Source organism: Eikenella sp., assembly GCF_057315495.1.
This window is the reverse complement of sequence record NZ_DBHKXY010000002.1, coordinates 1-20,648: the sequence shown is the minus strand read 5'-3', so window position 1 is coordinate 20,648 and position 20,648 is coordinate 1. Positions and strand designations below refer to the sequence as shown.

The following is a 20,648-nucleotide window of genomic DNA, read 5'->3' as shown; positions in this document are numbered from 1 at the left end:
ACCATTCCGAGACCACCATGACCGACTACGCCAAAACCGTAAACCTCTACGAATCCCCCTTCCCCATGCGCGGCAACCTTGCCAAGCGCGAGCCTGCATGGGTGAAGCAGTGGCAGGACGAAAAACGTTATCAGAAGCTGCGCCAAATCGCGGCCGGCCGCCCCAAATTCATCCTGCACGACGGCCCACCCTATGCCAACGGCGACATCCACATCGGTCATGCGGTCAATAAAATTTTGAAAGACATCATCATCCGCAGCAAAACGCTGGCGGGCTTCGACGCGCCCTATGTGCCGGGCTGGGACTGCCACGGCCTGCCGATTGAAGTGATGGTGGAAAAACTGCACGGCAAGGAAATGCCGCCCAGCAAGTTCCGCGAGCTCTGCCGCCAATATGCTGGCGAGCAGATTCTGCGTCAGAAAAAAGACTTTATCCGCTTGGGCGTGATTGGCGATTGGGAAGACCCTTATCTGACCATGGACTACCAAACCGAAGCCGACACGGTGCGTACGCTGGGCGAGATTTATAAAGCAGGCTACCTGTATCGCGGCGCCAAGCCCGTGCAGTTCTGCTTGGACTGCGGCTCGTCGCTGGCCGAGGCCGAAGTGGAATACAAAGACAAGGTATCGCCCGCGATTGACGTGGCCTATCGCTTCCAAGACACCGCCGCGCTGGCCAAGGCTTTCAGGCTACCTGAAATTTCCGGCGAAGCCTTTGCCGTGATTTGGACTACCACGCCGTGGACGCTGCCTGCCAGCCAAGCCATTTCCGCCGGCGCAGACATCGTGTACCAACTCATCGACACGCCGCACGGCAAACTGGTGCTGGCCAAAGATTTGGCCGAAGCCGCACTGGAACGCTACGGTTTTTCAGGCAGCCCCGTCCTTGCCGAATGCACCGGCGCGGATTTGGAAAACCTGCACGCCGAACATCCCTTTATCGAACGCGATATCCCAGTTTTAAACGGCGACCACGTCACCACCGAAGCCGGTACCGGCCTCGTGCATACCGCACCCGCGCACGGTTTGGAAGACTATTTCGTCTGCAACCAATACGGCATCGCGCTCATCAACCCCGTGAACGCGCAAGGCCGCTATGCCGCCGACACCCCGCGCCTGGCCGGCATGACCGTGTGGGAAGCCAACCAGCCGATTATTGCCTGGCTGCAGGAAAACAACCGCCTGCTCGCCCACGGCAAAATCGAACACAGCTACGCCCACTGTTGGCGGCACAAAACCCCGCTGATTTACCGCGCCACCGGCCAATGGTTCATCGGCATGGACAAAGCCGGCACAGACGGCAAAACCCTGCGCGACAAAGCCATGAAAGCCGTGGACGACACCGAATTCTTCCCCGCCTGGGGCCGCGCCCGCCTCGAAGCCATGATTGAAGGCCGCCCCGACTGGGTGGTGAGCCGCCAGCGTTTCTGGGGCACACCGATGACCTTCTTCGCCCACAAAGAAACCGGCGAGCTGCACCCCGATTCCGCCGCGCTGTTGGAAAAAGTTGCCCTGCTCATTGAGAAAAAAGGCATCAACGCCTGGTTTGAACTGGATAAAGCCGAGCTCTTGTCGCCCGAAGATTGCGAACAATACGACAAACTGCCCGACACCATGGACGTGTGGTTCGATTCAGGCAGCACCCACTTCTCCGTGCTGAAACAGCGCCCCGAGCTCGCCTGGCCGGCCGATTTGTACCTTGAAGGTAGCGACCAGCACCGCGGCTGGTTCCAATCCTCCATGCTCACCGGCTGCGCCACCCTCGGCCGTGCACCATACAAGCAACTGCTCACCCACGGCTTCGTGGTCGATCAGAACGGGCGCAAAATGTCCAAATCCATCGGCAACGTGGTTGCCCCGCAGGAGGTGTATAACGAATTCGGCGCCGACATCCTGCGCCTGTGGGCGGCCGCCACCGATTACAGCGGCGAATTGGCGATTTCCAAAGAAATCCTCAAACGCGTAACCGAAAGCTACCGCCGCATCCGCAACACGCTCAGCTTCCTGTTTGCCAACCTCAAAGACTTCAACCCGATTGAAGACGCCGTACCGCAGGCCGACATGGTGGAAATCGACCGCTACGCCCTCGTGCTGGCGCGCCAGTTGCAGGAAAAAGTTTCAGGTAGCCACTATCCGCGCTACGCCTTCCACTTCGCCGTGCAGGACATCGTACAGTTCTGCTCCGAAGACCTCGGCGCGTTCTATCTGGATATTCTGAAAGACCGACTCTACACCACCAAAAAAGACGGCCACGTCCGCCGCAGCGCGCAAACCGCGCTCTACCACATCACACGCAGCCTCGTACTTTTGATGTCGCCCATCCTCTGCTTCACCGCCGAAGAAGCGTGGGACATCATCGGCGGCGGCGAAGAAGACAGCGTGCTCTACCACACCCTGCACGACTTCCCGCCCATCCCCGCCGCCGGCGAAGCCGCGCTCACGGAAAAATGGGCGTACATTCGCGAAGCCCGCGCCGTTGTAAACGCCGCCATCGAGCCGCTGCGTGCTGACAAAACTGTCGGCTCGTCCTTGCAGGCCGAAGTCGTCCTCACTGCACCCGAACCGCAATACGGCTACCTGAAAGCACTCGGCAGCGAACTGCGCTTCGCCATGCTCGTGTCTAAAATCGAGCTGCAAAAAGGCGACGAACTCACCGCCGAAGTCCGCCCCAGCACTGAGGCCAAATGCGAACGCTGCTGGCACTATGTGGACAGCGTAGGCAGCATTGCCGCCCACCCCACCCTGTGCGCCCGCTGCGCCGAGAATGTGGACGGCAAAGGCGAAGAGCGGGATTACGCCTAAGCCGGTTGAGGCTACCTGAAAGCGTCAGCTTCAACGAAGCTAAAATATCCGCAGCAAAAAAGGTGGGCATTCGTTGCCCACCTTTTTTCAGGTAGCCTGAAAGCGCATATAACCGAAATAATGATTTCTATAGCCAGCATACGAAAGAGTTGATACACGGATAGGATGGGTCTCCACCCATCAATCCTCATATGCCTCACAATGGTGGGCTGAAGCCTACCCTACAAATGTATCTATTTCAAAATATGTTAGCTATACATACACAGTATCGAGTCGCGGCAGTCCTCGGTCGGGCTTTTGAATCTAACGCTTGCTTGCTATTTACTGAATAAGATACATAAAATTTTAGGAGCAATGGAAATGACTAACCTAGCAGGGTTATTTTATAGATATAATCTAGATAAATGTATTACCATTCAAGTCAAATCCTATATGGCAATATTTCCCATTTTTGCTATATTAATATCTTTTTATAAAAAATTAATTATCTCATTATTTATATATAAAAGCCTAATATTGCTTATACCTATCGGCATCTCAATATTACAATATTATATTTTTATTGTAGATTTTTCAAAACTAGACAATCAAAGCAAAAGAAACTTCTTTAACGATTTATTCCCATTAGAATGGGAGCAAATCCTAACGAGAGGATTATCTGGAACAAGAAGTATATACCTGTTATATATCTTATCATTACTTATCTTTTTGTATGATACTAATAATGAAATGAGTTTATCATCAATCATTTTTACAGGTATATTAATGTTCATTCATACTCTATGTATATTTCTTATTTTTCTACATATCCATTATTGTACTAAATTTAGAAATCAGTAAATCACTTTATAAATAAGCGCAACCCACATGAGCAGAATGTATACGGAATGCACACGGTTTTCAGTTTCGGGCAGCAGTTGTAGGCCAAATTCTCGAATCTGAAATTTGGGTATAAATACCAAGTATCCGATACCTGCGTTTACTGCAAAAAGACGGCCAAACCCATTTGCTGGAATTCGTACGCCAAGACGAACGTATTCCACCCAATCCCAACAAAGAACCCAGCCTAGCATATGAAGACGGGGAAATCGCCGACTATTTGATGTATCAGCATAAAAACGCTTGGCTGGTGGTGTAGGCAGGCCTGTCTATGCGACAAAAGGCTACCTGAAAATCAGTTTTCAGGTAGCCTTTCCTCTCCCGCCATGCCAACCATGCTTGACAGTTTGTTAAAGCATTTTTACAATACACAATGTCACATGGGTCGTTAGCTCAGTTGGTAGAGCAGCGGACTCTTAATCCGTAGGTCGAGCGTTCGAGCCGCTCACGACCCACCAAAACAAAACCAGACTAAGCAATCACTTAGGCTGGTTTTTGTTTTTCGCATAGCGCTTCAAATTATAGTGGATTAAATTTAAATCAGGACAAGGCGGCGAGCCGCAGACAGTACACACGTTACGGCAAGGCGAGCCAACGCTGTACTGGTTTAAATTTAATTCACTATAAATCACTTTGGCAAAATCTTGCCCCATCCCTACCCATAAAACAGCATCCACAGCGCGCGTAGCAGGGCAATCAGCAGGATTTTTTCGCCCGCCAACAAACAGGCTACCTGAAAAAGCAAACTAATCAGCAACACGCCCTGAAGCTGCAAAGGGCTGAACAGCAGTACGTCGTCTCGGCTCAAATAGCGCCGGTGCAGCCACATCAGCAGCATCAGCAGCGCCTGCCCGGCGATCCACAGCAGCGGTTTGAGCAGATACAGCGACATCAGGCCGGTGAGCAGCGGCACCGACATCCCTTGCGGATACTGCCAGCCCGCCAGCAAGAGCAAAAACAAAAACGTTATGTGCTGCACCGCGCCGGCCACGGCGAAATAAGCCAGAAACACCCCGCCGCCGTCCAGCCGCCAGCCCATCTGCCGCGCATCGTAACGCCAGCCGTTGGCAAACAGAAACAGGCTGCCCAGCGCAAAATAGCCGTACACCGGATAAAGGTTGGCCACATGGGTAATCCCCAGCACGCCGGGCATAATCCGCGCGCTGAGGATGCCGAAGCCCAGCCACAGCATCATGCTGCCCCACAGCCAGGAAAACTGCTGCCGCTGAAACGCCAAAGTTAGAAATACGGCGATATACACCGATAGCACCCACAAAGTCGGGCTTTGCCAAGCCATCATTACCACCCGCCGGCTCTGGCCAGCGCCGCCGACGTGCAGGCAGCCAGCTCGCGCATCCAATCCAGCGGCAAATCGGGCGTAAAGCGCGTTTCATCGGCATCGCCCGCCACCATCACCGCTACGGTTTGCCCGTTCACGCGCAAAGGCAGCATCAGGAAGCTCTCCAGCCCCCTACCCTCCTGCGGCAGCGCCTTCATCAGCACTGGCGCGATGCGGTTGCCGCACACCGGTTCTTTCAGGGCAGACAAGGCAGCATGGGCGGCATGGTTTTCAGGTAGCCTGTAGCTGCCGGAAACCGCGCCTTTTTTCGGCGGTTCGGCCAACAGCCACACCCGGCCGGACGGCAGCGCGAAATCTTCCTGCCAGCCCGCTTCTGCCGCACGCAACACCTGCAGCAGCGTATTGGCCGCCAGCAATCGACGCACGAAGCCGAGCATCCGGCTCAGCGTTTGGTGGTTGCTGTCGGCATCCTGCATGATTTGCGCCAGCTGCCCGGCCATTTTGGCCGCCTTTTTCTGCTGTGCCAGCCATTGCGCCTGTGCAAACGACTGCACCCGCCCCTCGGCCGGACGCACGCCCAAATCAGCGGCATGGTTCAACAGAAATTCCGGGTGCTCCTGCAAATAAGCTAATATTTTCTTTTCGTTCATCAGTAAGTTACCGTTCCTTCAAACACCGTAGCCGCCGGCCCTGACATCAACACATGGTTATCCGCCGCCCACTCAATCTGTAAATCACCGCCCGGCAGGCTCACGCACACCGAACCCTGCCGCGCCAACAGCCCCGCCCGCATGCCGGCCACCGCCGCCGCACACGCGCCCGTGCCGCAGGCCTGAGTTTCACCCGTGCCGCGTTCAAACACGCGCAGCCGGATATGGTGCGCATCCAGCACCTGCATAAAGCCCACGTTCACCCGCTCGGGAAACTGCGGATGCCGCTCCAGGCGCGCGCCCCATTCGGCCACCGGCGCTCGGTGCACATCGTCCACTACCAGCACGGCGTGCGGATTGCCCATATTCACACAGGAAAACCGCGCACTTGCGCCATCCAAACCAATCTCGTGCCACAAGGCATCGGCTGCCTCGCCCGGCGCGGGCGCAAACGGAATATCCGCCGCCGCCAAACGCGGCTCGCCCATATCCACCGTAACCAGGCCGTTTTCCTGCAAATTCAACACAATCAGCCCTTTGGCCGTAGCCACCTTGATGCGGCGGTTTCGGCTCAGGCCTTTTTCGTGCACAAAACGAGCAAAACAGCGCGCGCCGTTGCCGCACTGCTCCACCTCGCTGCCGTCTGCATTGAAAATACGGTAGCCGAACTCGGCTTCGGGCAGCGGCGGCGCCTCCACCAGCAACAGCTGGTCGAAACCGATGCCCCGGTGGCGGTCTGCCAATTCGGTAATCGGCGCAGCCGCCGGATCAAAATGCTGGCCGATGCCGTCGATAACCATAAAATCGTTGCCCAAACCGTGCATTTTGGTGAATTTCAATACAGCCATCACGGCCTCCGCCGATGCTTTCAAAGCGGGCTATCATACCCAATCCCCGCCGCAAGTTAAAGCCGCGTTTCAACTTTCAGGTAGCCTTCCCGGCACAGGCTACCTGAAAAATCAGCATAGCCATGCCATACGGCAAGATGCTTCCGTTTCCAGCAGACCTCTTAAGCTTGATAAGCCCAATCGCCTTTTTCAGGTAGCCTCCCCCTCCACCCAGGCTACCTGAAATCCCTCCTTCCCAACAAAACCGCAACACAACCCGGCAAAATCCAACCCAAACCGGGTTTTCTTTACGCCTCTACCCGTTATCGGCCAATAGCCAGATGCGCTATAATGCGCCCTTTTGTTTCAGCCGCATTTTCCCTATGTTGATCCATCCCGCTTTCAATCCCGTTATGCTCAAGCTCGGCCCGCTCGCCATCCGCTGGTATGCCGTCAGCTACCTCGTCGGCTTCGCCCTATTTATGTGGCTCGGACGGCGGCGCATCCGCCAAGGCAACAGCGTGTTCACCACGCAAACCCTAGACGACTTCCTCACCTGGGGCATCATCGGCGTGATTGTGGGCGGGCGGCTGGGCTATGTGCTGTTTTACCAGCACGCCTACTATTTTGCCAATCCGCTGGAAATTTTCAAAGTATGGCAGGGCGGCATGTCGTTTCACGGCGGCTTCCTCGGCGTGGTAACCGCCGGCCTCCTGTTTGCCTACAAACATAAAATCAACCCGCTCAAGCTGGCCGACTCCATCGCTCCGCTCACGCCCTTAGGCTTTGCTGCCGTGCGCCTGGGCGGCAACTTTGTGAACGGCGAACTCTGGGGGCGCGTCACCCGGCCGGACGCCTTCTGGGCCATGGGCTTTCCCCAAGCACACAGCGAAGACTTAACACTGGCCACCGAACAGCCGCAGCTATGGGGCGCAATTTTCCAGCAATACGGCATGCTGCCGCGCCACCCTTCCCAGCTCTACCAATTTGCCTTGGAAGGCATTTTGCTGTTTGTGCTGCTGTGGTGGTTTTCCAAAAAACCACGCCCGGCCGGACAGGTGGTCAGCCTGTTTCTGATCGGCTACGGCACTGCCCGCTTCATTGCCGAATTTGCCCGCGAGCCCGACGAATTCCTCGGCCTGCTCTATTTGAACTTCTCCATGGGCCAGTGGCTCAGCCTCCCCATGATCGCCTGCGGCCTAATCGGCTTCCTCTACTTTGGCAAGCGCAAGGCCAAACCGGCAGAGGGAGATGTTTGATATCACGGTTTTGAGAACAAAAAGGCTACCTGAAACAGGGCTTTCAGGTAGCCTTATATTGATCAAAAGGAAACAAAAATGCGCTATGTGCTGTTACTGCGGGGCATCAATGTCGGCAAGAATAATAAGGTTGTGATGGCTGACTTAAAGAAAAGGTTAACCGAAATGGGTTTTGAACATCCCGTTTCCTATATCAACAGCGGCAATCTTTTCTTCAACAGCCCAGCGCCGGAACAGAAAATTAGAGAACTGCTAACCGCCCATTTCGACAACACCTACGACTTCCCCCTGCCTTTCACCCTAATCCGTGCCGATATCCTGCAACAAGAAGCAGACAAACTGCTGGACTGGTGGCGAGACGAAACCGCCTATCGGCGCGATGCTCTCTTTTATCTGCCGGAAGCAGACCGAGAGCAAATCAAAGCCGAAACACTTTCGTGGGTAGATGAAAAAGAGCATTTGCATTTTGGCGAAACCGCCTTCTTTTACAGCAATCACAACCAAGCCGACTATCTGCGCTCAAACTACCATAAAAAACTGATAGGCTCTGCCTTCTATAAAAGCCTGACAATACGCAACGGCAGAACCTTTCAGAAAATTATCGAACTGGCGAATCAAGCATAAAGCAGCCATATTGGCCGACGTAGCTCGTGGCCAAGTGTGATTCCATGTATGCAGCCTTCGAACCTTATAGCCCATTCAGGCTACCTGAAAAATAAAAAAGCCGCCTGCACTTTGAACATTAAAGTGCAGGCGGCTTTTTTGAGCCTCAGCGAACTGTCTATGGTATTACCACTGATACAGCGCGCCCGCGCCAACGCCGGTACGGCCTTGGGAATTGACGGAGAACGAGCCTTTCACAATCCAGTTGCCGCCATCACTGATAGACGACACGCCCACGGCAATCGCCGATTGGCCGCCATAGTAGCCAGTGCCTACACCGATGCCGGATGCGCCGGCGCGGGTTACCTGCGGAATGGAGCTTTGCGCGATACCGCCTGCGATGCCGGCATTGCTGTTGTCCTCCAGCTTGTCGATACGCTGATTCAGGTTGTTGTTTACCTGCTGGATCAGGTTTTGGTTGGTATTGCTGCCACCATTCATGGCTGCCTGCAGTTGGCGCACGTTCACGGCATCGGTGGGGTTGGTGCCGTCGGCCACATTACTAATCTGCTTGTTGCCTGCGTTAATGCCGTTGTTGGTCACGCTCGGGCCGTTATTGATGGTCAGACCGCTGTTGTTTACGGTGGTATTGCCGGTTTTCAGGCTGCCTGCATTGCCCAAATCCACGTTTTGCGCAAGTTTGAGGCGCAATGTGTTGCTGGCGTTATCGGCCACTACGCCGATGTTGTTGTCGGTGAGCGTGCCGGTGGCGCCGCCTTTTATGTTGAGCGTGGTGCCGAGCTTGCGCTCAACGGTGGTGCCGCTGTCGCCGTCAAACTTGAGCGGATTGAAGGCTTGGGCGGCGGTTTGGTTGATGGCGTTATTCACGCTGGTTACCGGGCTGCCGTTCACCGTCATCGGCGTGTTGTCCAGCGTGTTGCTGCCTGCTTTGAAGGTAGGCGCAGTCACTGTGCCGGCGAAGGTGGGCGCATTGGCAAATTGAATATCCACTTTGCCGTCCGTCACTTCGGTGCGGATATTGCTGTTGCTGGCCGCTGCGGTGTTCGCCAAGCCGCCACCAATGTGCAGGCTGCTTCCCAGTTTCTGCTGGCTGCCGTCGTTGCCGGTATCGCTGTTTTTGTTACCGGTGAACGTGAGCGGGCTGAAGGCTTGGGCAGCGGTTTGGTTGATGGCGTTGCTCACGTTGGTTACCGTGTTGCCGTTCACCGTCATCGGCGTGTTGTCCAGTGTGTTGCCGCCGGCAGTCACGCTGGTAAACGTCGGGTTGGCAACGGTTTTAACGGTGTAGACGGTTTGACCATTCCCGCCTTGAGACGAGGTCACCTGAATATTGTCACCCGCCACCACTTCGGTTTTCGCCGCTTGGATATTGGTGGAAAGTTGGTTAGTTATGCGTTTCACATCGCCGATATTGGCGGCGTTGCTGTCGATGTTGCCGCCGCTGGCCACGTTGGTAATTTGTTTGTTGCCTGCGTCAACACCAGTGTTGGTCACGCTCGGGCCGTTGGCAATGGTCAGGCCGCTGTTGTTCACGGTGGTGTTGCCGGTTTTCAGGCTGCCTGCATTACCCAAATCCACGTTTTGGGCAAGCTTCACACGCAATGTGTTGCTGGCCTTGTCGGCCACCACGCCGATGTTGTTGTCGGTAAGCGTGCCGGTGGCGCCGCCTTTCACGTTGAGCGTGGTGCCGAGTGGACGTTCCACAGTGGTGCCACTGTCGCCGTCAAACTTGAGCGGATTGGCGGCTTGGGCGGCAACGTGATAAAGCTGGCTGCCGTTGATGGCATCGGTGGAGGTGGCAGAAATTGCACCTGGGGCAACATGTTTGATTTGGCGCTCGTAGCCTGCCGTACCGATGGAAACCTGCGAACCATCCGTAATATGGTCGACACCGGCAAAACTGCCGTAGGTCACGCCGTTCACGGTAGCGCTGGTTTCTGCCGTTGCATTGGTACTTGTGCGCGAACCTGCGCCGATGGCTACGGCTTTTCTTTTGTTTGCTTCCGCGCCCACGCCGAATGCAGATGCGCCGACTTCAGTGGCTCGTGTCCCCGAGCCGAAAGCTGTGGAAAGCACGCCTGTGGCCATGGCCTTCACACCGACGGCAATCGCGGCCTCAGCCGCTTCTGTGCCTTGAAAACCAGTGCTCATCGCCGTGCCGGTCAGGCGTTGGTAATCCGCGTTCACGTGTGCTCTGGCTACATTCCAATCATCGCCACCGATAGCGATGGAGGAATCGCCTTTGGCGCGGGTGTTGTTACCGATGGCAGTGGATTGTGCGCCCAATGCCTGTGTATCCGGGCCGATGGCCACCGATTGGGTAGCACCGGTTGCCTGCGCTGTCCAGCCAATCGCTACAGACTGCGCGCCGGTGGCTCTGGCAATAATATTTTTGGCATCTTCGTTCGAACCGATCGCAACAGATTTATTACCCGATGCCTCTGCTTTGTTACCGATGGCAATCGCAAACAAGTTTGAAGCCTGTGCCGTACTACCCACTGCCACGGTACCGATAGATTTCGAAACAGCACTCCGGCCCATGGCGGTCGATCCTGGACCTGTCGCTTCTGCACCGGCGCCGACAGCGATGGAATACACACCGCCGGCCTGTGCCGACTCCGCAGCGCTGCGGCCGCCGCCAACAGCAATCGAATTCGGACCAGAAGCTTGAGCGAATCGACCCACCGCTACGGAACTCTCGGTAACAGCATTGCTGTTGTTGCCCAAAGCCAAAGCACCAATTTGCTTGGCGGAAGCCGATGTGCCGATGGCAACCGATTGCGATGTTTCAGCGGAGCTTTTATAGCCGATAGCCACTACTTGGTTCACACCGGACACACCTTGGTTGGCATCTGTACCGATGGCAATAACGTGCGAACCGCTAATTCCCTTAGCTGCGTTGGTACCGATACCGATCACATTATTGGCCGCCACCGCATCTTTCACCGCATACTCGCCCACGGCAATATTGCGCCCTGTGCTGGTTGCGTTTTCACCCGCCGCTTTGCCGATGGCGATATCCGTCTCACCCAGCGCACTGGCACGCTCGCCAATGGCCACAGTTTGATTATGGTGTGCTTTGCTGTTTGAACCAATTGCCAAACCGGAGGTGCTGGAAGCTGAAGCACTCGAACCCAAAGCTATATTGCTCTCACCGGCAGCCGTAGAAGACATACCAATCGCAACAGATTTACCGGGCTTGCTGTCTACAACATCGGCAGCCGTCGTGGTGGCATCGCCACAGACTACGTTTTTACTAGTATCATCATAGTAGCAGGATTTGTAGTCTGCACCAGCGGGCACGGTATTGCCGCCGGAAGTGGTTGTGCCGGTGTTTTGCGCGCCCCAAGCGGGGGAAACCGCCAGCAGCACCAAAGCGGCGGCAGCGCGTGTGGTGTTTTTGCCTTGTGATTTGGCCAGCTCGGAAACGGCCGCCCAAGTGCCGCTCACGGCGTTGTAAACAGTTTTGTACGTTTTGTTCATTGTGATATTCCTTATCTGTTGCTGGTTTTGCGGATTGTTGCAAAACCAAAAAACTAAATGCCTTGTTTCACTGTGCACTCTATAAAATCTACACAGCTAGGTTGGCTCATGGCAAGAAATCTTACATTATACTCAATACCATCAATATGGTAAATGTAAAAAACTATTCACCATATAGGCAGAGGCTACCTGAAAACTTGCCATCTATTTTTTAGCATGAAGGCTCTATCACCAACACAGCAAGCTACAAATAGACAAAAATCCGCTACTGACGGGCTTCAAGCTGAAAATACTTGCCAAGGTGGACTAAGAATAAAACGGTGCATCCGGTACACAAACAGATCATTCACAAAAAAACAACAGCCTCCCAACTACTAATAGAGGCTACCTGAAACTTTTCAGGTAGCCTCTATTAATTCCTACAGCAGCAATCAGCCTTTATCCTCACCGTTTATAATCGCGCCAACAAAAGCTTCCGCCTTATCTTTGAGCAAAAAGCGGGCAGAAGCATCAGCAGCTTCCTCTGTGTTTAGAGTTAGCGGCTCGGAGCAGTCGGCGCGGACGATGATTTCGGGCATCGATACGATGCGCCACAGCGCGGTAAGGAGGCTGGTATTACCTGCATAGGCGGGGGCTGTGCTGCGTCGGCCGGAGCGGTCGCAATAGCGCAGCGCCACGGCCACTACAGGTAGGCCGCTGTCCAGCGCGGATTGGAACAGCGCGGCTTTAAACGGCAGCAACGCCATCCCATCTGAGGCTTTGGATTCAGGGAAGAACGACACGCCGTGCCCCGCACTCATCGAGCGCACAATGGCTTCGTTTACAGGTGCCACGTCATTACGGCTGTTGCGGTTAATGAACACCGCACCGGTGCGTGCCACCACCGCACCCAACACCGGCCAGGAACGGATTTCGCGCTTGGCAATAAACACCGTGGGGTACATGGCCATCAGAATCATCGGATCGAGCCAGGAAACGTGGTTCGCCGCGCCGAGGAACACGGGCGGGAAAGGCGGGTTGTTCGGATTGGCTTCGATACGGATGTGCAATACTTTCAACATACTGCGAGCCAAGTTCTGCATCACGTCTTTGCTGTGCTGGTTGTATTCTCGCAGGCGGAATAGGCGGTAGGCGGTGATGAAAAACCAAAACAGCAGGTGCAGGATGCGGAAGAGGCGGGTGAAGACGGAGGTGGATGGTGTGTTCATGTGTTTGTTTCGTTTATTGGTCGGATTTTAAAAGGCTACCTGAAAAACCAAAGGCTGCCGGAAACGGTCTCAACGCTGGCATTGCGGGCAGTAGAAACTGCTGCGCTGGCCGATGGTCTGCCGCGCAATCGGCGTGCCGCACTGGCGGCAGGGTTCGCCCTCGCGGCCATATACCTGATATTGCTGCTGGAAATAGCCGCTTTGCCCGTCGCTGTGCAGAAAATCGCGCAGGCTGCTGCCGCCCGCCTTCAAGGCACGCTGCAACACGCTGCGGATTTCCGCCACCAGGCGGCGGCACTCTTCGGCGGATACGCGGTCGGTGCGGCGGGTGGGCAGGATGCCGGCGGCAAACAACGCCTCGTTGGCATAAATATTGCCCACGCCCACCACGATTTTGTTGTCCATCAGCGCGGTTTTGACGGCGCTTTTGCGACGCGAGAACGCGGTTTTCAGGTAGCCTGCGGTAAATTCGTCCTGCAGCGGCTCGGGGCCCAGATGCTGCAACAACGGGTGCTGCTCTGCCGGCCCGGCAAACCACAGCACAGCGCCGAAACGGCGCGGGTCGCGCAGGCGCAGCACGGTTTGGCCGTCTGTAACGATGTCGAGGTGGTCGTGCTTTTCCGGCGGCGGCGCGCTGCCGTCGGGATACACGCGCAGGCTGCCGGACATGCCCAAATGCAGCAGCATCACGCCGTGGGCAAATTCAAACAGCAAATACTTGGCGCGGCGGCGGATGTGCACAATACGGCTGCCGACCAGCTGCCGCGCCAAATCCGGCGGCACCGGCCAGCGCAATTTCGGCTGGCGCACCACCACCCCGGCCACGGTTTTGCCCTGCATATAAGGCTGGATGCCGCGGCGGGTGGTTTCAACTTCAGGCAGTTCGGGCATGGGAATTCGGGTTGGAAATAAACAAGGCGGGAAGTTTAGACCGTTTGCACGGTTTAGGCTACCTGAAAACCGATTTTCAGACCGCCCCCGCGCAACTCGGCACAAATGCCGCCCCATTGTTTTTCAGGTAGCCCCTTTCACACAAGAAGGCTACCTGAAAACGCATATTAAAAAGTTTGCATAAAACCCAATTGCGGCGGGCTATTGCTGCCCCGCCTGCTGTTTGGCGGCCTCCTGCCGCTGCCATTTGGCGCGGTGTTCCGGCTCGTAGGCAAGGTTTGTTACAACTAGTAAAGCAGTACCATTATCCTCTCTGGCCGGCACGATCATGGCAAACACATCACCGCGCTTAAATTGCTGCACGCCTAGCGCACCCAAAACCTTTTGCCGTTCCTCGGCAGTAACGAACACCCCGCTGTTTAAAATAGCAAACTCCTGTTCCGTAAGCTGTGGATACGACGTAAATCCAATAATTTCCAGCTCTCGCACAAACGGGGTAACATCCTTATCCACACGTGACAACACTACCATTTGTAGTACTTTACTGTCACTATCGAAGATTAAGATTTGTTGAGGGGATTTGTTCAAGATTTCACGTCCATACACTTCAATCATTCCAGAATCACTGGTAAGTATCCGATTACCGAAACTGATGAACCCGTTATTAAACTGCTGTAAATCGGGATATAGTGTCAACGCCTGTTCTAGCGTGGTTTTACCCACTTCCACGCTTTGCAAAACAGGCGCAGCGGCAGCGGCCTGGCTGGCAGCCTCGCCATCATGGTGGCCCACATCCACACGACAGGCACACAAGGCGGCCAACAGCAGCAGCAGAAGGGCTTTAGCATAAACAGACATCTCAGCTTCCTTAAAACAAGATTGCAGGGAGGCAGCAGAGTACAAGAGAAAGACAAACCGGGCAATGTTTAATCAACAAGAGAGGCTACCTGAGGCGCCGCGATATTTTTCAGGTAGCCTTTGAGTGCGCAGAAGGCTACCTGAAAAATCGTCTTACCCACGCAACCCAAATCCTTTCCATCTTAATTAACCCAACTTCACACAAACCACCGCCGGAATCTTTCAGGTAGCCTTTACCCACGGCGCAAATAAGCAAATCATTGTCCTGTTTCTCTTTACCCACGGCTATTTGGGCAAAAGCTGCCAAAACGTGCCAAGCAGCGAGAAGACGTTTATAATGTTAAATATCTTTAATTCCGAAAGGCTGTATATGTCGAGAATGGCCAAGGGGATTATTGCGGCCGTGGTCTCCAATATTCTGTTCGGCTCGCTGTTTATGTTTGGCCCGTGGATGCGGCCGATGAGTGGCACAGATGTGTTTGCCTGGCGTATCGTGGGCACGTTTACCTGCGCGCTCTCTATTATGCTGCTCACTTCGGCCAAACGCGATGCGGCCAGATTCCTGAGCGAAATCGGCGGCAATCTTCGCCGCTGGGCACTGGTGCTGCTGCCCGCGCCGATTATGATCGGGCAGATTTGGCTCTATATGTGGGCGCCGGTAAACGGCAAGGGGGTGGACGTATCGATGGGCTACTTCCTATTCCCGCTTGCGATGATGCTGGGCGGGGTGATGGTGTTCCGCGAGCGGCTTGATCGCTTGCAGCTGATTGCCGTGCTGCTGGCTTCGGCGGCGGTGGCGCTGGAAATCTGGAACAGCGGCACGTTTTCCTGGGTAACCATTGCCGTGTTCGCCACCTTCCCGATTTATTACATCATGCGCCGCTGGCAAGGCGTGCCGCCGCTGCTCGGGCTCTTGCTGGATTTGATTTTGGCGCTGCCTTTTGTGATTTGGTATTTGGTGATGTACTCACCCAGCCCAGCCATGATCGAAGCCAAGCCGATTCTACTTTTGTTTGCCGTGCTCTTGGGGCTTAACGGCGCAGTATCAATGCAGGTAAACCTCACAGCCAACGAGCTTTTGCCGGTGGTGCTGTTCGGCATGCTGAGCTATCTGGAGCCGGCACTGTTGTTTCTGCTTTCGGTGTTTGTGCTGGGCGAACATTTGGACTGGGTGGCCATGGTAAGCCACAGCCTGATTTGGGCGAGCATCATCGTGATGCTGTATCACGGCATCCAAACCATGCGCCGCGAAAAGGCAGAACAGGCTACCTGAAAATTATCTGCTTCAATCAAATGAAAACCAGGCTTCCTAAACGGAAGCCTGTTCTTTCTCAGGCCAAAATGACTTAGGTAATGTGTTATAATCGCGCGTTAGGTTTCAGGTAGCCTGAAATCGCATTGAGCACACATCATTTCCCAATATAACAATACCTTTCATCACCACCCCATGCCAAACGAAATCGCCGACATCAGCTACAAAATCCTGGAAAACGAAAACGGCCAAGAAACCCCAGCCCTATTTATCGCCTGCAATATCAACAACGAAGCAGAAGCAGAGGCATTCGTGCCCGAAGTGCAGCAGGCCGTTTTCAGCCAGCTTTTGATGCCCTGCCAAGAGGCCAAACTTTTGATGATCACTATCATCGGCGGCATCAAGGCCGAAGCCTTCCGCCGGCTTTGGCTGCCTCGCGTTGAGGCAGATGAATTATTCGCCGCACTCATGGCTAGACTGGAAACTGCCGTGGTGGTGCACGGCACACCCGCTGGCGAAATCGTCGGCCAGGCCTCCCTACTGGCCTAATCGGCTGCCGGTTAAACATCCTAATTTGCGCTGCCATTTTTTCAGGTAGCCTCAAACTCATTCTCATCACAACAAAACAACCATGACAGAACCAACCCAACAAGAATACGGCGCAGACAGCATCCAAGTCCTCGAAGGTTTAGAGGCCGTGCGCAAACGCCCCGGCATGTATATCGGCGACACGCAGGACGGCTCCGGCCTGCACCACATGGTGTTCGAAGTGCTCGACAACGCCATTGACGAAGCGCTGGCCGGCCACTGCGACAACATCACCGTGTCCATCAACGCCGACGAATCCATCACCATCGAAGACAACGGGCGCGGCATCCCCACCGGCATCCACCCCAAAGAAGGCCGCTCCGCCGCCGAAGTCATCATGACCATCCTGCACGCGGGCGGCAAGTTCGACAACAACAGCTATAAAGTCTCCGGCGGCCTGCACGGCGTAGGTGTGAGCGTAGTGAACGCGCTTTCCGACTGGCTGAAACTCACCATCTGGCGCGAAGGCAAAGAGCATTTTGTCGAATTCCGCCGTGGCGAAACCGTTGCCCCGCTCAAAGCCGTAGCCGATTGCCCGGCCGACAAACACGGCACGCGCGTGCAATTCATGGCCAGCGAAGAAACCTTCGGCTTGGTGCAATACAAATTTGAAACCCTGGCCAAACGCATCCGCGAATTATCCTTTCTGAACAACGGCGTGAAAATCGAACTGTTTGACAAACGCGACGGCAAACACGAAAACTTCGCCGAATCCGGCGGCGTGGCCGGTTTTGTGCGCTACACCACCGGCGGTAAAAAACCCTTGCACGACAAAATCTTCTACACCCTCGGCGAAAGAGACGGCATGACGGTGGAATGCGCCATGCAGTGGAACGACAGCTACCAAGAATCCGTGCAATGCTTCACCAACAATATCCCGCAGCGCGACGGCGGCACCCACCTCACCGCCCTGCGCGCCGCCATGACGCGCACCATCAACCAATATATCGAAGCCAACGAAATCGCTAAGAAAGCCAAGGTGGACACCAGCGGCGACGATATGCGCGAAGGCCTGGTGTGCGTGCTTTCCGTGAAGCTGCCCGACCCGAAATTCTCCTCCCAAACCAAAGACAAACTGGTTTCCAGCGAAATCGCCCCCGTGGTGAACGAAGTACTCAGCCAGGCGCTGCACGAATTTTTGGAAGAAAATCCGCAAGATGCCAAAATCATTTGCAGCAAAATCGTAGATGCCGCCCGCGCCCGCGAAGCTGCCCGCAAAGCGCGTGAAATCACCCGCCGCAAAGGCGTGATGGACGGCTTAGGGTTGCCCGGCAAACTGGCCGACTGCCAAGAAAAAGACCCGGCCCTATCCGAGCTGTATCTGGTGGAGGGCGACTCTGCCGGCGGCTCTGCCAAACAAGGCCGCGACCGCAAATTCCAAGCTATCCTGCCGCTGAAGGGCAAAATTCTCAACGTGGAAAAAGCCCGCTTCGAAAAAATGCTCGCCAGCCAAGAAGTGGCCACCCTGATTACCGCGCTGGGCACCTCCATCGGCAAAGAAGAATTCAATCTGGAAAAACTTCGCTACCACCGCATCATCATCATGACCGATGCCGATGTGGACGGCGCGCATATCCGGACATTATTACTCACCTTCTTCTACCGCCAAATGCCCGAGCTGGTGGAACGCGGCTACATTTATATCGCCCAACCCCCGCTTTATAAGGCCAAATACGGCAAGCAGGAACGCTACCTGAAAGACGACTCGGAAAAAGACGAATTCCTGCTCGGTCTCGCCGTAGATAAAGCCAAAATCGTTTCCGGCGGCCGCACGCTGGAAGGCGCCGAGCTGGAGCGCTCCGCCAAGCAGTTCCTCCGCGCCCGCAGCACCATCGAACAGGAAAGCCGCATCATCGACGGCCTCGTGCTGCGTGCCCTGCTCGACACCACGCCCATTTCGCTCGAAAGCGCCGAAAGCACCGATGCCGCCATCGCCGCCCTCACCCCCCTGTTGGCCAAAGAAGAAGTGGCGCTGGAACGCCTCGACGGCCACGAAGGCGGCCATTTCATCAAAATCACCCGCCAGCTGCACGGCAACGTGATGGTTTCCTATCTCGATCAGAAATTCATCGACAGCAAAGCCTACCAAACCATCAGCCGCACCGCCGAACAGCTCCAAGGCCTGGTTGAGCCCGGCGCCCTGCTCCACAAAGGCGAAGCCGAGCCGCAACCCGTCAACAGCTTCGAGCAGGCCATCGACATCCTGCTCGCCGGTGCGCAAAAAGGCATGGCCATCCAGCGCTACAAAGGGCTGGGTGAGATGAACGCCGAACAGCTGTGGGAAACCACCATGGATCCGGAAGTGCGCCGACTCTTAAAAGTGCGCATCGAAGATACCATCGCCGCCGACAAAGTATTCGTTACCCTCATGGGTGACGAAGTCGAACCCCGCCGCGAGTTCATCGAAACCAACGCCCTGATTGCACAAAACATTGATGCGTAAAGCAGAGTAAAATTTTCAGGTAGCCTTTGCTTGCAGAGGCTACCTGAAAACTTAAAACCCGCTACACAATCATTACCCCGAGTTTCCCAACCCACATCCAACCTGAAAAGGACTCCCATGCTCCGCCGCCTAACCGCCATCGCCGCCCTCCTCATCGCCGGCCAAACCTACGCCCAAAGCTTTATCGCCGACACCATCCCCTACGCCCCCGAAGCCAAAGTGGCCGACCGCATCCGCCAAGAATGCACCGATTTAGGCGCAAACCTCAGCCGCAAAATCATCGAGCAAGCCAAAGCCGACGGCATCGAACTGCAGGCCACCGGTGCCGACAACCTCGCCGGGCAGCCCAACCGCCTCGAAGTGCAGATTACCGACGCCCGCAGCTACGGCAGCGCCTTCACCGGCCACTACAAATCCATGCACATCCGCCTCACCCGCTACGAAAATGGCCAGCAAACCGCCACCACCGAGCTCTCCCGCCGCTCCCTCGGCGGCATGGGCGGCATGTTTAAAAGCTCCTGCTCCGTGCTCGAACGCGTAACCGACACCATTGCAAAAGATACCGCCGCTTGGCTGAAAAACCCCGCCGACGCTGCCGAAACTCCGGCCGCCAGCGAAGCCTCCGGCGCAGCTCAATAAACCCGAAAGGCTACCTGAAAACATTTTCAGGTAGCCTCACATCAAATTAAAAAGAGATCCAGCATGAAATACATCCACACCACCGCCGACACCCTCGAACACCTCCGCCAGCAGGCCAAAAAACGCCAAAACAAACAAGGCGGCAAAATCGCCGAGCTGCTCAACCGCGCCGCCCAAGAAGCCAAATACCAAAGCTGGCGCCACGCCGAAATCTGCCACCAGGCCGGCGAACGCTTCGGCCGCACCCCGCTCACCGAAGAATGCCACACCGTAGTCGAGCACACCCGTGCCGGCCAAGACTACGTAACCGCCACCGGCTTTGATACTGCCACCCCCAGCGCCTACCTCCTGTTCAACACCGACCAAGGCGACGCCTGGCTCTACGACGTATTCAGCCGCCAAGCCCTGTGCCTGATGCACCGCCACAAAGAAGCCGAGCTCACCCCCATCCGCTTTGCCGACAAACGCTTCGCCATCGAATGGGACGGCCAAGTCGACCTCTCCACTCCCATCCCCAGCCTCGCCCCCGAAACCGACGCCGCATGCGCCAAACTCGGCGGCCGCTACCTCTTCCCCGAATACGTCTCCCTCATGATCGAAGATCTCGGCAGCCAAGCTGCCCGCCAAGCGCACCAATTCTTCCAAAACGAACACGGCGGCGAGAACCAGCCCGAACAAGAACACCACGGGCACGAACATGGCCACAACTGCGGCTGCAGCCATTAAGCATACCGAGTTGAACCGCATATAAATCTGCATTATCCATTTTCAGGTAGCCTCAACGGCTACCTGAAAACATAAGGGGCAACGGATTACGGTGCTAGCCTAGCCGAACTAAGTTTAGATCTTTGTTGGACTAAAACATCTCAGGATATATTTTATGGAATGGTTGGCATAAGTAACAAAAAAGGTGCTAAAGCCCCCCCGCAAGCCTTATCCTGCAAGG

General features: G+C 55.4%; 16 protein-coding genes, 1 tRNA gene and 1 pseudogene. 11 read left to right on the top strand and 7 right to left on the bottom strand.

Going from position 1 to position 20,648, the window contains the following annotated elements:
* The first annotated feature begins 17 nt into the window (after nt 1-17).
* From ileS to ACO6EE_RS00160, 4 genes and pseudogenes are all read left to right on the top strand, one after another.
* Nucleotides 18-2,801, top strand: coding sequence for an isoleucine--tRNA ligase (gene ileS / locus ACO6EE_RS00175; protein WP_485958531.1), 2,784 nt, complete (start codon nt 18-20; stop codon nt 2,799-2,801).
* Nucleotides 2,802-3,807: 1,006 nt separating this feature from the next.
* Nucleotides 3,808-3,939, top strand: coding sequence for a hypothetical protein (locus tag ACO6EE_RS00170; RefSeq protein ID WP_485958530.1), 132 nt, complete (start codon nt 3,808-3,810; stop codon nt 3,937-3,939).
* A 123-nt stretch (nt 3,940-4,062) separates the two neighbouring features.
* Nucleotides 4,063-4,138, top strand: a tRNA-Lys gene (locus tag ACO6EE_RS00165).
* Nucleotides 4,139-4,188: 50 nt separating this feature from the next.
* Nucleotides 4,189-4,304, top strand: a pseudogene (locus ACO6EE_RS00160) (IS5/IS1182 family transposase); the annotation flags it as partial.
* A gap of 31 nt (nt 4,305-4,335) precedes the next feature.
* Here ACO6EE_RS00160 and ACO6EE_RS00155 read toward each other — a convergent pair.
* From ACO6EE_RS00155 to dapF, 3 genes are read right to left on the bottom strand one after another with little or no spacing between them, the layout of a single operon-like run.
* Nucleotides 4,336-4,980, bottom strand: coding sequence for a hypothetical protein (locus ACO6EE_RS00155; protein ID WP_485958529.1), 645 nt, complete (start codon nt 4,978-4,980; stop codon nt 4,336-4,338).
* Nucleotides 4,980-5,630, bottom strand: a complete 651-nt coding sequence (locus ACO6EE_RS00150) for a DUF484 family protein (RefSeq protein WP_485958528.1) — start codon at nt 5,628-5,630, stop codon at nt 4,980-4,982. Before ACO6EE_RS00150 ends, ACO6EE_RS00155 begins: the two co-directional genes overlap by 1 nt.
* Nucleotides 5,630-6,478 carry a diaminopimelate epimerase gene (gene dapF, locus ACO6EE_RS00145; RefSeq protein WP_485958527.1) on the bottom strand — a complete coding sequence of 283 codons (849 nt, stop codon included), beginning with the start codon at nt 6,476-6,478 and terminating at the stop codon, nt 5,630-5,632. Before dapF ends, ACO6EE_RS00150 begins: the two co-directional genes overlap by 1 nt.
* Nucleotides 6,479-6,840: 362 nt before the next feature.
* On the opposite strand from dapF, the gene lgt reads away from it, so the two are divergent.
* Nucleotides 6,841-7,716: a prolipoprotein diacylglyceryl transferase gene (gene lgt, locus ACO6EE_RS00140; RefSeq protein WP_485958526.1), complete on the top strand. Its 876-nt coding sequence runs from the start codon at nt 6,841-6,843 to the stop codon at nt 7,714-7,716.
* 78 nt (nt 7,717-7,794) lie between these two features.
* Complete coding sequence (locus ACO6EE_RS00135) at nt 7,795-8,340, top strand: DUF1697 domain-containing protein (protein WP_485958525.1); 546 nt, start codon at nt 7,795-7,797, stop codon at nt 8,338-8,340.
* Nucleotides 8,341-8,505: 165 nt separating this feature from the next.
* Here ACO6EE_RS00135 and ACO6EE_RS00130 read toward each other — a convergent pair whose 3' ends face one another.
* From ACO6EE_RS00130 to ACO6EE_RS00115, 4 genes are all read right to left on the bottom strand, one after another.
* On the bottom strand, nt 8,506-11,823 hold the full coding sequence (locus ACO6EE_RS00130; protein ID WP_485958524.1) for a YadA-like family protein: 3,318 nt from the start codon (nt 11,821-11,823) through the stop codon (nt 8,506-8,508).
* Nucleotides 11,824-12,254: 431 nt separating this feature from the next.
* Complete coding sequence (locus ACO6EE_RS00125) at nt 12,255-13,031, bottom strand: 1-acyl-sn-glycerol-3-phosphate acyltransferase (RefSeq protein ID WP_485958523.1); 777 nt, start codon at nt 13,029-13,031, stop codon at nt 12,255-12,257.
* Between the two features lie 69 nt (nt 13,032-13,100).
* The gene (mutM, locus tag ACO6EE_RS00120) at nt 13,101-13,922 is read right to left on the bottom strand and encodes a bifunctional DNA-formamidopyrimidine glycosylase/DNA-(apurinic or apyrimidinic site) lyase (protein WP_485958522.1); all 822 of its coding nucleotides are present in this window, start codon (nt 13,920-13,922) and stop codon (nt 13,101-13,103) included.
* Nucleotides 13,923-14,123: 201 nt separating this feature from the next.
* A complete protein-coding gene (locus ACO6EE_RS00115; protein ID WP_485958521.1) occupies nt 14,124-14,780 on the bottom strand; it encodes a hypothetical protein in 657 nt (218 codons plus the stop codon).
* Between the two features lie 337 nt (nt 14,781-15,117).
* Between ACO6EE_RS00115 and rarD the strand changes: the two genes are divergently transcribed.
* From rarD to ACO6EE_RS00090, 5 genes are all read left to right on the top strand, one after another.
* On the top strand, nt 15,118-16,053 hold the full coding sequence (gene rarD, locus ACO6EE_RS00110; RefSeq protein WP_485958520.1) for an EamA family transporter RarD: 936 nt from the start codon (nt 15,118-15,120) through the stop codon (nt 16,051-16,053).
* Nucleotides 16,054-16,227: 174 nt separating this feature from the next.
* Complete coding sequence (locus ACO6EE_RS00105) at nt 16,228-16,581, top strand: hypothetical protein (protein ID WP_485958519.1); 354 nt, start codon at nt 16,228-16,230, stop codon at nt 16,579-16,581.
* Between the two features lie 82 nt (nt 16,582-16,663).
* Nucleotides 16,664-19,063 (top strand): DNA topoisomerase (ATP-hydrolyzing) subunit B, encoded by a 2,400-nt coding sequence (gene gyrB / locus ACO6EE_RS00100; protein ID WP_485958518.1) that lies wholly within the window; start codon nt 16,664-16,666, stop codon nt 19,061-19,063.
* Nucleotides 19,064-19,180: 117 nt separating this feature from the next.
* Nucleotides 19,181-19,702 carry a hypothetical protein gene (locus tag ACO6EE_RS00095; RefSeq protein ID WP_485958517.1) on the top strand — a complete coding sequence of 174 codons (522 nt, stop codon included), beginning with the start codon at nt 19,181-19,183 and terminating at the stop codon, nt 19,700-19,702.
* A gap of 63 nt (nt 19,703-19,765) precedes the next feature.
* A complete protein-coding gene (locus ACO6EE_RS00090; protein WP_485958516.1) occupies nt 19,766-20,428 on the top strand; it encodes a hypothetical protein in 663 nt (220 codons plus the stop codon).
* Nucleotides 20,429-20,648 lie beyond the last annotated feature (220 nt).

Excerpts from the sequence above, each read along its gene's own strand:
- ileS (WP_485958531.1), top strand. The coding sequence starts at position 18 with ATGACCGACTACGCCAAAACCGTAAACCTCTACGAATCCCCCTTCCCC.
- ACO6EE_RS00155 (WP_485958529.1), bottom strand. The coding sequence starts at position 4,980 with ATGATGGCTTGGCAAAGCCCGACTTTGTGGGTGCTATCGGTGTATATC.
- ACO6EE_RS00150 (WP_485958528.1), bottom strand. The coding sequence starts at position 5,630 with ATGAACGAAAAGAAAATATTAGCTTATTTGCAGGAGCACCCGGAATTT.
- dapF (WP_485958527.1), bottom strand. The coding sequence starts at position 6,478 with ATGGCTGTATTGAAATTCACCAAAATGCACGGTTTGGGCAACGATTTT.
- lgt (WP_485958526.1), top strand. The coding sequence starts at position 6,841 with ATGTTGATCCATCCCGCTTTCAATCCCGTTATGCTCAAGCTCGGCCCG.
- ACO6EE_RS00135 (WP_485958525.1), top strand. The coding sequence starts at position 7,795 with ATGCGCTATGTGCTGTTACTGCGGGGCATCAATGTCGGCAAGAATAAT.
- ACO6EE_RS00130 (WP_485958524.1), bottom strand. The coding sequence starts at position 11,823 with ATGAACAAAACGTACAAAACTGTTTACAACGCCGTGAGCGGCACTTGG.
- ACO6EE_RS00125 (WP_485958523.1), bottom strand. The coding sequence starts at position 13,031 with ATGAACACACCATCCACCTCCGTCTTCACCCGCCTCTTCCGCATCCTG.
- mutM (WP_485958522.1), bottom strand. The coding sequence starts at position 13,922 with ATGCCCGAACTGCCTGAAGTTGAAACCACCCGCCGCGGCATCCAGCCT.
- ACO6EE_RS00115 (WP_485958521.1), bottom strand. The coding sequence starts at position 14,780 with ATGTCTGTTTATGCTAAAGCCCTTCTGCTGCTGCTGTTGGCCGCCTTG.
- rarD (WP_485958520.1), top strand. The coding sequence starts at position 15,118 with ATGTTAAATATCTTTAATTCCGAAAGGCTGTATATGTCGAGAATGGCC.
- ACO6EE_RS00105 (WP_485958519.1), top strand. The coding sequence starts at position 16,228 with ATGCCAAACGAAATCGCCGACATCAGCTACAAAATCCTGGAAAACGAA.
- gyrB (WP_485958518.1), top strand. The coding sequence starts at position 16,664 with ATGACAGAACCAACCCAACAAGAATACGGCGCAGACAGCATCCAAGTC.
- ACO6EE_RS00095 (WP_485958517.1), top strand. The coding sequence starts at position 19,181 with ATGCTCCGCCGCCTAACCGCCATCGCCGCCCTCCTCATCGCCGGCCAA.
- ACO6EE_RS00090 (WP_485958516.1), top strand. The coding sequence starts at position 19,766 with ATGAAATACATCCACACCACCGCCGACACCCTCGAACACCTCCGCCAG.